The 12,974-nt window shown below is 43.1% G+C and carries 7 protein-coding genes; all 7 read right to left on the bottom strand.

Annotated features, from left to right (window positions below):
* Positions 1-83: 83 nt before the first annotated feature.
* Complete coding sequence (gene fusA, locus CWC11_RS10790) at positions 84-2,198, bottom strand: elongation factor G (RefSeq protein ID WP_104643435.1); 2,115 nt, start codon at positions 2,196-2,198, stop codon at positions 84-86.
* Between the two features lie 27 nt (positions 2,199-2,225).
* The gene (gene rpsG / locus CWC11_RS10785; RefSeq protein ID WP_010392135.1) at positions 2,226-2,696 is read right to left on the bottom strand and encodes a 30S ribosomal protein S7; all 471 of its coding nucleotides are present in this window, start codon (positions 2,694-2,696) and stop codon (positions 2,226-2,228) included.
* 97 nt (positions 2,697-2,793) lie between these two features.
* Positions 2,794-3,168, bottom strand: coding sequence for a 30S ribosomal protein S12 (rpsL, locus tag CWC11_RS10780; RefSeq protein ID WP_002958885.1), 375 nt, complete (start codon positions 3,166-3,168; stop codon positions 2,794-2,796).
* A 194-nt stretch (positions 3,169-3,362) separates the two neighbouring features.
* On the bottom strand, positions 3,363-7,535 hold the full coding sequence (gene rpoC, locus CWC11_RS10775; protein ID WP_138682690.1) for a DNA-directed RNA polymerase subunit beta': 4,173 nt from the start codon (positions 7,533-7,535) through the stop codon (positions 3,363-3,365).
* Between the two features lie 104 nt (positions 7,536-7,639).
* Positions 7,640-11,665 carry a DNA-directed RNA polymerase subunit beta gene (rpoB, locus tag CWC11_RS10770; protein ID WP_138682689.1) on the bottom strand — a complete coding sequence of 1,342 codons (4,026 nt, stop codon included), beginning with the start codon at positions 11,663-11,665 and terminating at the stop codon, positions 7,640-7,642.
* A 270-nt stretch (positions 11,666-11,935) separates the two neighbouring features.
* Positions 11,936-12,298, bottom strand: coding sequence for a 50S ribosomal protein L7/L12 (gene rplL / locus CWC11_RS10765; RefSeq protein ID WP_058549283.1), 363 nt, complete (start codon positions 12,296-12,298; stop codon positions 11,936-11,938).
* Positions 12,299-12,374: 76 nt separating this feature from the next.
* A complete protein-coding gene (gene rplJ / locus CWC11_RS10760) occupies positions 12,375-12,869 on the bottom strand; it encodes a 50S ribosomal protein L10 (RefSeq protein ID WP_004588207.1) in 495 nt (164 codons plus the stop codon).
* Positions 12,870-12,974 lie beyond the last annotated feature (105 nt).

The raw sequence follows: 12,974 nt of genomic DNA, 5'->3' as shown, positions 1-12,974 counted from the left end.
TTCAAACTTTTCTTTTGCCATCTTAAAAAATTCCTAATTAAGAAATTAAAGCCTGACTCACTATTGAGCCAGACAAGCTAAAATCATATTACAGCGCGAGCTGAAATTATTGTATCTGCAACATTTTTAGAGGCTTCAGCGTACTTCAAAAACTCCATAGAGTATGAGGCACGGCCCTGTGTCGCAGATCGTAAAGCAGTTGCATAACCAAACATTTCAGAAAGAGGAACTTGTGCATTAATTTGCTTAAGTCCACCTATTGCATCTTCCATGCCTTCGATCATGCCGCGACGACGATTAAGGTCGCCAACTACATCACCCATGTTTGAGTCAGGAGTGATTACTTCAACCTTCATCATTGGCTCTAATAATACAGGGTCAGCTTCTAGCGCCCCATTTCTCATTGCCATTGAACCTGCTACTTTAAATGCCATTTCATTCGAGTCTACATCATGGAATGAACCATCATATAAAGTCGCTTTAACGCCAAGTAATGGGTAGCCTGCCAGTACACCTTGAGACATTTGCTCTTGGAGACCTTTGTCTACCGCAGGGATAAATTCTTTAGGAACAGAACCACCTACAGTTTCGTTAACGAACTCGTAAATTGGTGCTTCATCATCCGAAATATCCATCGGCTCAAGTTTAACCCAGACGTGACCATATTGACCACGACCACCTGATTGACGTATAAACTTACCTTCAACTTTAACAGTTGAACGAATAGCTTCTCGGTATGCAACCTGCGGCTTACCAACGTTACATTCAACACTGAATTCACGTTTCATACGGTCGACAATGATATCTAGGTGAAGTTCACCCATGCCAGAGATTATAGTCTGGCCTGATTCTTCGTCAGTTTGTACGCGAAAAGAAGGATCTTCTGCCGCTAGTTTACCTAGCGCGATACCCATCTTATCTTGGTCAGCGATTGTGCGAGGCTCAACCGCAACAGAGATAACTGGTTCAGGGAATTCCATACGCTCAAGCGTAATAATAGAATTCGGATCACACAGTGTTTCACCTGTTGTTACGTCTTTAAGACCAATAGCTGCCGCGATGTCGCCTGCGTAAACTTCTTTGATCTCTTCACGTGAGTTTGAATGCATCTGTACGATACGGCCAAGTCGCTCACGCTTACTTTTAACTGGGTTATAAACCGCGTCACCCTGTTTAACAGTACCAGAGTAAACACGGAAAAAGGTTAAAGTGCCAACAAACGGGTCTGTTGCAATCTTAAATGCAAGTGCAGCAAACGGCGCTTTATCATCAGCTGGACGTTCTTCCTCAGTACCATTTTCTAAGATACCTTGGATTTGTTTCACTTGTGTTGGTGCTGGCATGTACTCAACAACGCCATCAAGCACAGCTTGAACGCCTTTGTTTTTAAATGCGCTACCACACGTTATTGGAACAATCTCGTTCGCTAATGTGCGTTGACGTAAAGCAGATTTAATCTCTGCTTCACTTAACTCTTCACCTTCTAAGTACTTATCCATTAGTTCTTCAGAGGCTTCAGCTGCACTTTCAACTAAATGAGAGTGCCATTCTTCAGCTAACTCTTGAAGTTCTGCCGGTATTGCCTCATAAGAGAAAGTCATACCCTGGTCCGCTTCGTTCCAGTTAATGGCTTTCATTTTTATAAGGTCAATTACACCTTTAAAGTCGTCTTCAGCGCCAATTGGCAACTGGATTGGAACAGGCGTTGCTCCAAGACGAGATTTCACCTGGCTAACAACCGTTAAGAAGTCAGCGCCCGTGCGATCCATTTTATTTACGAAGATCATTCTCGGAACTTCGTATTTGTTCGCTTGACGCCAAACTGTCTCAGTTTGCGGCTGTACACCTGATGAAGCACAAAGAACAACTACCGCACCATCTAATACGCGTAAAGAACGCTCTACTTCGATAGTGAAATCTACGTGTCCTGGAGTATCAATAATATTGATACGATGGTCGTCAAATTGAGCGTCCATCCCTTTCCAGAAACACGTTGTTGCAGCAGAAGTGATTGTGATACCACGCTCTTGTTCCTGCTCCATCCAATCCATAGTTGCGGCGCCATCATGTACTTCACCGATCTTATGAGAAAGACCCGTGTAGAACAGAACACGTTCTGTTGTGGTGGTTTTGCCTGCATCTACGTGAGCTACTATGCCGATATTACGGTAGCGCTCAAGTGGAGTTGTACGTGCCATATGATCCTCTTAAAGGTTAAGGACAGATTACCAACGGTAATGTGCGAATGCTTTATTCGCTTCAGCCATACGGTGAACGTCTTCACGTTTCTTAACCGCAGTGCCTTTGTTGTCAGCAGCATCAACGATTTCTTGAGCTAAACGTAAGCCCATAGATTTTTCGCCACGCTTACGTGCAGCGTCTACTAACCAACGCATACCTAATGCGTTGCGACGTACTGGACGTACTTCAACTGGTACTTGATAAGTTGAACCACCAACACGGCGAGATTTAACCTCTACCTGTGGACGGATGTTATCAAGTGCAGTTTCAAAGATTTCTAGGTGCGACTTGCCTGATTTCTCAGCAGCCACGTCTAGCGCACCATAAACAATTTTTTCAGCAGTAGATTTCTTGCCGTCTAACATTACGATGTTAACGAATTTAGCAAGAAGTTCCGATCCGAACTTAGGATCTGGAAGAATTTTACGTTGACCTATTACGCGTCTTCTAGGCATTTTGTATCTCCGGTTTATTCAGGTTTGTCCTTTTGGAACAATCACCCAAAACAATAATTAATAATATTTAGTGCTTGGCCTTACTAACGGAAAACAATTAGCCTTTAGGGCGTTTTGCACCGTATTTAGAACGAGCTTGACGACGGTCGCTAACGCCTGCACAGTCAAGTGCACCACGTACAGTGTGAAAACGCACACCTGGTAAATCTTTAACACGACCACCACGGATTAGGATTACACTATGCTCTTGAAGGTTATGACCTTCACCACCAATGTATGAAGTTACTTCGAAACCGTTAGTTAAACGTACACGAGCTACTTTACGTAACGCCGAGTTTGGTTTCTTAGGTGTAGTTGTATATACGCGAGTACATACACCACGCTTTTGCGGACACGCTTTAAGCGCAGCTGAGTTACTTTTAGTAACCTTGCTACGACGTGGCTTACGCACTAGCTGGTTAATAGTTGCCATTTAAATAGCTCCTGAAATTAAAATTACTACTGAAAAAAAATAAAAAAATCCGCCCTTTTTACAAGCTTGTAACATACATGCAAGTAAATGGGTGGCGGAATTTTAATGAGCAAAGTTTAACCTGTCAACCTAAACTGATAGCAAGACAGAATATATCTGCCTTACTATCACTTAATCTATTGATTAAGAACAGTTTATTGATTTCCAGACAAATCAGCGTTTAAAGCATCAGTTAGTGCTTGAGTTGCCTCTTCTGCACTTACTGTTTGCTCTTCAACAACTAAACTTTGCTTACGACGTGCCATACGATCCTGGTGATACGCAAAACCGGTACCGGCTGGGATCAAACGACCCACTATTACGTTTTCTTTCAGACCGCGAAGCTCATCGCTCTTACCATTCACTGCTGCATCTGTAAGAACACGTGTTGTTTCTTGGAAAGACGCTGCTGAGATGAAAGATTCTGTTGCAAGTGATGCTTTCGTGATACCCATAAGTTGTATTTCAAACTTCGCTGGGATTTTACCTTGTTTTTCAAGGTCACGATTAGCGATATTAACGCGAGCTACTTCAATTTGCTCACCCGCTAAGAACTCAGTATCACCACCGTGTATAATTGTACATTTACGAATCATCTGACGGATAATTGTTTCAATGTGCTTGTCATTGATCTTAACGCCTTGCAAACGGTAAACCTCTTGCACTTCGTTAACGATGTAGTTAGCAACATGAGTCACACCACGTAGGCGTAAGATGTCATGTGGTGATTCAGGACCATCGGCGATAACTTCACCTTTAGACACTTGCTCACCTTCAAACACGTTAAGTTGACGCCACTTAGGAATCATTTCTTCGTAATGATCGCCTTCAGCTGGAGTAATAACTAAACGCTTCTTACCTTTAGTTTCTTTACCGAAGCTAATAGTACCTGTGATCTCAGCTAAGATAGCCGGCTCTTTAGGTTTACGCGCTTCAAATAAGTCGGCTACGCGTGGTAGACCACCCGTGATATCACGAGTTTTCGAACCTTCTTGTGGAATACGTGCTAACACGTCACCAGGGTTTGCAGTCGCACCATCTGTCACTTCAATAGTAGTGAATGAAGGTAAACGTGTTTCTTGCAGACCGCGCTCTTCACTTTCGATGATAAGCTTAGGTTCTTTCGCATTGGCTTTAGCAAGGTCTTTAACAACAATACGAGTTAAACCGGTTAGTTCATCGGTTTGTGTCTCTGTATTTGAGTCATCGATATCGCTGAACGATACTTTTGACTTATGCTCAAGAACAATTGGGTGACTATGCGGGTCCCAAGTAGCAACAATGTCGTTACCTTGAACTTCAGCATTGTCTTGCACTGTTAATACCGCACCGTAAGGTACTTTATAACGCTCTTTTTCACGACCATAGCTATCAATGATAGTGATCTCAGTAGAACGTGAGGTAATAACAATCTTACCGTCAGTGTTTAATACATATTTAGCGTTGTGCAGTTTTAATGTACCGTTAGTTTTAACTTGTACATTATTTTCAGCTGACGCTCTTGATGCCGCACCACCGATGTGGAATGTACGCATCGTAAGCTGTGTACCCGGCTCACCGATTGACTGCGCCGCGATAACACCTACAGATTCACCCGCGTTGATGATATGACCACGTGCAAGGTCACGACCATAACACTTAGCACATACACCAAAGTCGTTATCACATGTGATAACTGAGCGTACGCGAACTTCATCTACTGAGTGCTCTTCTAAAAGGTCACACAGTTTTTCATCGAGCATGATATTACGTTCAACAAGTACTGTGTTAGTACCTGGAATAACGATATCTTCAGCAACAACACGACCAAGAACACGTTCACGAAGTGCTTCTACAACATCACCACCTTCAATAAGCGGTTTCATTGTTAAGCCATCTTCTGTGCCACAGTCGTCTTCGTTGATTACCAAATCTTGTGCAACGTCTACTAAACGACGCGTTAGGTAACCCGAGTTCGCTGTTTTCAGTGCTGTATCGGCAAGACCTTTACGCGCACCGTGCGTTGAGATGAAGTACTGAAGTACGTTTAGACCTTCACGGAAGTTAGCCGTGATTGGAGTCTCGATGATTGAACCATCTGGACGTGCCATTAGACCACGCATACCTGCTAGCTGACGGATCTGAGCGGCACTACCACGAGCACCAGAGTCGGCCATCATAAACACTGAGTTAAATGACGGTTGCTCTTCTTCTTCACCTTTAGCATTAATAACCATGTCTTTTGACAAGTTAGCCATCATTTCACGTGATAAGTTTTCGTTTACACGTGACCAGATATCGATAACTTTATTGTACTTTTCACCAGCCGTTACAAGACCTGATTGGAATTGTTGGTTGATTTCAGTTACTTCAGCCTCAGCTGATTCAATAATCTGTGCTTTAACAGGTGGGATAACTAAGTCATCGATACCAATTGAAACACCTGACTTCATTGCGTAGTGGAAACCGGTGTACATAACTTGGTCAGCAAACACAACAGTGTCTTTTAGACCTAGACGACGGTAACACTCGTTTAATAAGCTAGAAATCTGCTTTTTACCTAATGCTTGGTTGATTGACTCAAACGGCATACCTTTAGGTAAAATTAGAGACAGAATCGCACGACCAACAGTAGTGTCGATGATAGTAATAGTATCTTCTACTACACCGTCTTCGTTCTTAACTGATTGGCTGATACGCACTTTCACGCGAGCGTGAAGTTCTGCATTACCGCTACGGTATGCTTTTTCTGCTTCTTTAGGATCTTTAAATACAATGCCTTCGCCTTTCGCATTAATGCGATCGCGCGTCATGTAGTAAAGACCTAATACAACATCCTGTGAAGGAACGATGATTGGCTCACCATTCGCAGGAGATAAGATGTTGTTTGTAGACATCATTAGTGCACGTGCTTCAAGCTGCGCTTCGATTGTTAACGGTACGTGTACCGCCATTTGGTCACCATCGAAATCGGCGTTGTAAGCCGCACATACTAATGGGTGCAAATGAATCGCTTTACCTTCGATAAGCACAGGTTCAAACGCTTGGATACCCAAACGGTGAAGTGTTGGTGCACGGTTAAGTAATACTGGATGTTCACGAATTACTTCGTCTAATACATCCCATACTTCCGCTACTTCACGCTCAACCATCTTCTTAGCAGCTTTGATTGTCGTAGCCATGCCGCGACGCTCTAATTTGCCATAGATAAACGGTTTGAATAACTCAAGTGCCATCTTCTTAGGAAGACCACATTGATGAAGCTTAAGTGTAGGACCAACCGTGATTACAGAACGGCCAGAGTAATCTACACGCTTACCTAGTAAGTTCTGACGGAAACGACCTTGCTTACCCTTGATCATATCAGCAAGAGATTTAAGAGGACGTTTGTTAGAACCTGTTATAGCACGACCACGACGACCGTTATCAAGTAGCGCATCTACCGCTTCTTGTAACATACGTTTTTCGTTGCGTACGATAATATCTGGTGCAGCTAGATCTAATAGACGCTTAAGACGGTTATTACGGTTAATAACACGACGGTAAAGGTCATTTAGATCAGAAGTCGCAAAACGACCACCGTCTAGTGGTACTAATGGACGTAGATCAGGTGGCAATACTGGAAGTACTGTCATGATCATCCACTCAGGGTTATTACCTGATTGGTGGAACGATTCCATTAATTTAAGACGTTTAGTGATCTTCTTACGCTTAGTTTCAGAGTTAATTGTTGGTAACTCTTCACGCATTTCTGCAATTAGTTGAGCAAGATCAAGTTCACGAAGCAAGTCTAATACTGCTTCAGCACCCATCTTAGCTTCAAACTCATCACCGTGCTCTTCAAGTGAATCTAGGTATTCTTCTTCACCTAAAAGCTGACCACGCTCAAGCGTTGTCATACCAGGCTCAGTTACTACGAATGATTCGAAGTATAGAACACGTTCAATATCACGAAGCGTCATATCAAGCATTAAGCCAATACGTGACGGTAATGATTTTAAAAACCATATATGCGCTACTGGGCTCGCAAGGTCGATATGACCCATACGATCACGACGCACTTTAGTAAGTGTAACTTCAACGCCACACTTCTCACAGATCACACCACGGTGTTTAAGGCGTTTATATTTACCACATAAACACTCATAATCTTTCACTGGGCCGAAAATACGGGCACAGAATAAGCCATCGCGCTCAGGCTTGAAAGTACGGTAGTTAATAGTCTCAGGTTTCTTTACTTCACCGTATGACCATGAACGAACCATGTCTGGTGAAGCAAGACCAATGCGAATTGCATCGAATTCTTCGGTCTTATTTTGTTGCTTCAGAAACTTAAGTAAGTCTTTCACCTTAGCTCTCCTGTCGGAGTTAATCTTGAGGACGGATAATCTCGTCCCTACATTCTATTCAGCCGTAACAGATGCTGCAGCGTTAACTGCAGCATCTAATTGGCTTAATTTTCTTCCAACTCGATGTTGATACCCAGTGAGCGGATTTCTTTCAACAATACGTTGAACGATTCTGGCATACCTGGTTCCATTTTATGGTTACCATCAACGATGTTTTTATACATCTTAGTACGACCGTTCACGTCATCCGATTTCACTGTTAGCATTTCTTGTAGAGTGTAAGCAGCACCGTAAGCTTCAAGTGCCCATACTTCCATCTCACCAAAACGCTGGCCACCGAACTGTGCTTTACCACCCAGCGGCTGCTGAGTAACAAGGCTGTAAGAACCAGTAGAACGTGCGTGCATCTTGTCATCAACCAAGTGGTTAAGTTTAAGCATGTACATGTAACCAACAGTTACTTGACGTTCAAACTGATCGCCAGTACGGCCATCATAGAGTGTAACCTGACCACTTCTTGGGTATCCACCAAGCTCAAGCATGTCTTTGATTTCGTCTTCTTTCGCGCCATCAAATGCAGGAGTAGCGATTGGTAAACCACCTTTTAAGTTTTCAGCTAAACGACGAATTTCATCATCAGAGAAGCTTGCAATATCTACTTCTTGACGAGACTCACCGATTTCGTAAGCTTGCTTGATGAATTCACGTAGCTCATGAAGCTCACGTTGTTCTTTCATCATTTCCTCTAAGCGCTCACCAATACCACGTGCAGCTAGACCCATATGTGTTTCAAGGATCTGACCGATGTTCATTCGTGATGGTACACCTAGTGGATTTAGTACGATATCTACCGTACGACCTTTATCATCGTATGGCATATCTTCTACTGGTACGATAGTCGAGATAACACCTTTGTTACCGTGACGACCCGCCATTTTATCACCCGGTTGGATACGACGTTTAACAGCTAGGTATACTTTAACAATCTTAAGTACACCTGGTGCTAAGTCATCACCTTGGGTAATTTTACGACGTTTGTTTTCAAACTTCTTATCGTATTCAGCTTTAAGCTCATCGTACTGTGCAGCTAATTGCTCAAGTTCAGCTTGCTTGTCTTCTTCAGCAAGGCTTTGAGTAAGTAGCTTTTCAGCATTTAGTGACGTTAAGTTGCTTTCTTCGAAGCCTGAATCCACAAGTAACTTGCGAGCACGTCCTAAAACGCCAGCTTCTAAAATGCGGAACTCTTCGTTGAAGTCTTTCTTCGCTTCGCGAAGCTGCATGTCTTCAACTTCTAACGCACGTTTATCTTTTTCAACACCATCACGGGTGAAAACTTGTACGTCAATTACAGTACCAGTTACAGAATTTGGTACACGTAAAGAGCTGTCTTTAACGTCAGACGCTTTTTCGCCGAAGATAGCACGCAGTAGCTTCTCTTCAGGTGTTAATTGCGTCTCGCCTTTAGGAGTCACTTTACCTACTAAGATATCGCCGCCTTTAACTTCAGCACCGATATAAACAACGCCTGACTCATCAAGCTTGCCTAGTGCAGACTCACCCACATTCGGGATATCTGCAGTGATCTCTTCAGGACCTAATTTAGTATCACGGGCAACACACTGTAGTTCTTGAATGTGGATAGTCGTTAGACGATCTTCTTCAACTACGCGCTCTGATAACAAGATTGAATCCTCGAAGTTGTAACCGTTCCATGGCATGAATGCCACGCGCAGGTTTTGACCAAGGGCTAAATCACCTAAGTCAGTCGAAGGACCATCTGCTAACACGTCACCACGAGTAACCGGTTCGCCAACCATACAAGTTGGTTTTTGGTTAATACATGTATTTTGGTTAGAACGTGTGTATTTGGTTAAGTTGTAGATGTCGATGCCCGCTTCACCAGGAATGCGTTCTTCTTCATGTACGTTTACAACGATGCGACTTGCGTCAGCATACATTACTTCACCACCACGTTTAGCAACAATCGTTACACCAGAATCTTTCGCTAGTGTTAACTCAATACCAGTACCTACTAACGGCTTATCCGCTTTCAATGTTGGTACTGCTTGACGTTGCATGTTTGAACCCATCAATGCACGGTTAGCATCATCGTGTTCTAAGAACGGGATAAGTGCTGCCGCTACAGAGATCACCTGTTGTGGTGATACATCCATATATTGCTGGTCCATGCGACCCATAAAGGTAGATTCACCTTTGTGACGACATGGAATAAGTTCATCAACAAACTCATTGGTTTCAGTTAAGTTTGAGTTCGCCTGTGCGATAACAAACTGACCTTCTTCAATGGCTGATAGGTAATCAACTTCATCAGTTACAACACCGTCTACCACTTTACGGTAAGGTGTTTCTAAGAAACCATAGTCATTTGTACGTGCGTACGTAGACAATGAGTTAATTAGACCGATGTTTGGACCCTCAGGAGTCTCGATTGGACATACGCGACCGTAGTGAGTTACGTGAACGTCACGTACTTCAAAGCCAGCGCGTTCACGAGTTAGACCGCCCGGACCTAATGCAGAAATACGACGCTTATGCGTTACTTCTGATAGCGGGTTATTTTGGTCCATAAACTGTGATAACTGAGACGAGCCGAAGAACTCTTTAACCGCTGCCGAAATAGGCTTAGCGTTAATAAGATCTTGTGGCATTATCGCGTCAAGGTCACCTAAGCTTAAACGCTCACGTACAGCACGTTCTACACGTACTAGACCAACACGGAATTGGTTCTCAGCCATTTCGCCAACACTACGTATACGACGGTTGCCTAAGTGGTCAATATCATCAACATCGCCTTGACCGTTACGAATAGCAATTAATACTTTCATAACAGACACGATGTCTTCTTTATTTAATGTGCCAGGGCCTGTATCGGTATCGTAACCAACACGGCTGTTGAACTTCATACGACCTACAGTAGATAAGTCATAACGTTCTTCAGAGAAGAACAAGTTCTCGAATAAGGCTTCAGCCGCGTCTTTCGTCGGTGGCTCGCCTGGGCGCATCATACGGTAAATTTCTACTAGCGCTTCTAAACGGTTGCTTGAAGAGTCAATGTTCAATGTATTTGACATGTAAGCACCGCTGTCCACTTCATTGATATATAACGTATCAATTTTAGTGTGACCAGCTTTAACCAATTCAGCCATCAATTCTAGAGATAGCTCGTCATTAGCGTTTGCAATAACTTCACCTGTTGACTCATCAACATAGTTTTTAGCTACAATACGGCCAATGATGTACTCATGTGGTACTTCTAATTGATTAATGCCTTTCTTCTCGATGCTCTTGATGTGGCGAGCCGTAATACGACGACCGCTTTCAACAAGTACTTCACCGTCTTCGCCTTTGATATCAAAAGCGGCAGTTTCACCACGTAAACGTGAAGGCACAAGTTCCATAAGAACTTTACCGTCAGTTACTTCAAACGCAGTGTTATCGAAGAACATATCTAGGATTTGTTCGCTAGAATACTCTAGTGCACGTAGGATGATAGACGCCGGTAATTTACGACGACGGTCAATACGTACATATAGATTATCTTTTGCATCAAATTCGAAGTCTAACCATGAACCACGGTAAGGTATAACGCGAGCGTTATATAATACTTTACCCGATGAATGGGTTTTACCGCGGTCGTTATCAAAGAATACACCAGGGCTACGGTGTAGCTGAGAAACGATAACACGCTCTGTACCATTGATTACAAAAGTACCGGTATCGGTCATGAGCGGAATTTCGCCCATGTAAACTTCTTGCTCTTTAATGTCTTTAACTGTGCCTGGAGCTTCTTTGTCCATAACTACAAGACGCAGTTTCACGCGAAGTGGAGCAGAATAAGTCACACCGCGAATTTGACATTCTTTTACATCGAATACTGGCTCACCAATACGATAACTTACGTATTGAAGCTCAGAATTTCCCGAGTAGCTTTTAATTGGGAACACAGAACGGAAGGCAGCTTCCAAACCATGATCGCCATCAGCGTCCGGGACTAAGAATTTTTTAAACGATTCTAACTGCGTCGACAGTAAGAAAGGTATATCCAAAACTTGTGGACGTTTACCAAAATCCTTACGGATACGTTTCTTTTCAGAATAAGAGTAAGCCATGGGGTTCCTCAGCTTGCTGATCTTTGACCCGACCTGTTCTTGTAAGAACAGACTTAACTGGCATCTAAGCCAAGATTTACAACATTTAATTGTTGTTCTAATAAACTCCCCTCACAACACTAGCAAACTATAAAGCGTTGAAAGTAAAGAGAAAATCAGATTTTATTTGAGCTATAGGAATACATCGCTCTATAGCGCAAAAAGGCCGGTGATTAAATAATCACCAGCCCTTGCCTGATTTCTCAGGCAGCGAACTTAGCAAAAGCTAAATTACTTAACCTCAACTTCAGCACCAGCTTCAGTAAGATCTTTTGCAAGTGCTTCAGCTTCTTCTTTAGATACACCTTCTTTAACAGGTGTAGGAGCAGCTTCAACAAGAGCTTTCGCTTCTTTAAGGCCAAGGCCAGTTGCGCTACGAACAGCTTTGATTGCAGCAACCTTGTTAGCGCCAGCGCCAGTAAGGATTACGTCAAATTCTGTTTTCTCTTCAGCAGCTTCAGCAGCTGGACCAGCTACCATTGCAGCTGCAGCAGTTACGCCGAATTTTTCTTCCATTGCTTCGATAAGAGCAACAACGTCCATTACTGACATTTCAGCAATTGCGTCAAGGATTTGGTCTTTAGTTACAGACATTACAAATTTCCTAATAATTAACGGACTCTAGGTCCAAATAAATTTTACACCGAAAGGGAGGTTAAACAGCTTAAAATTAAGCAGCTTGCTCTTCTTTCTGTACACGTACTGCTTCAATTGTTTTACACAATTTGCCAGCAGACGCTTCTTTCATAGCGCTCATTAAGCGTGCAACAGCTTCGTCGTATGTAGGTAATGTAGCAAGCATTGCTGCGTCTACGATGTTACCTTCAAAAGCGGCCGTTTTAAGCTCAAATTTCTCATTCTTTTTCGCGAAATCTGAAAAGATACGCGCAGCAGCACCTGGGTGCTCTGATGAGAAAGCGATTAAGCTTGGACCAACTAACGAGTCAGATAGACATTCAAATTCAGTACCTTCAACAGCACGTTTTGCTAGAGTGTTACGAACAACTTTCATCCATACACCAGCTTCACGAGCTTCTTTACGAAGGGCTGTAATTGCGCCTACTGCTACACCACGAGAATCTGCAACAACTGCAGAAAGAGCACCATTGGCTGCTTCGTTGACTTCAGCAACAATTGCTTTTTTGCCTTGAAGATTTAAAGCCATGGGTGTTACTCCTGGTTTAATGGGGTCACCGACACTCGGCTTCCCTGTTTTTACTCTTCCCCAACAAAATAACTGATGGAGATGCTTTTTACGGCGAGAGCCAGA

It is taken from the genome of Pseudoalteromonas sp. S3178 (assembly GCF_005886985.1).
Taxonomy (GTDB): domain Bacteria; phylum Pseudomonadota; class Gammaproteobacteria; order Enterobacterales; family Alteromonadaceae; genus Pseudoalteromonas; species Pseudoalteromonas carrageenovora.
The sequence above is the reverse complement of the archived record's forward strand: the minus strand, read 5'-3'. Positions and strand labels throughout refer to the sequence as shown.

Coding starts and splice junctions, on each gene's coding strand:
- fusA (WP_104643435.1), bottom strand. CDS start 2,198: ATGGCACGTACAACTCCACTTGAGCGCTACCGTAATATCGGCATAGTA.
- rpsG (WP_010392135.1), bottom strand. CDS start 2,696: ATGCCTAGAAGACGCGTAATAGGTCAACGTAAAATTCTTCCAGATCCT.
- rpsL (WP_002958885.1), bottom strand. CDS start 3,168: ATGGCAACTATTAACCAGCTAGTGCGTAAGCCACGTCGTAGCAAGGTT.
- rpoB (WP_138682689.1), bottom strand. CDS start 11,665: ATGGCTTACTCTTATTCTGAAAAGAAACGTATCCGTAAGGATTTTGGT.
- rplL (WP_058549283.1), bottom strand. CDS start 12,298: ATGTCTGTAACTAAAGACCAAATCCTTGACGCAATTGCTGAAATGTCA.
- rplJ (WP_004588207.1), bottom strand. CDS start 12,869: ATGGCTTTAAATCTTCAAGGCAAAAAAGCAATTGTTGCTGAAGTCAAC.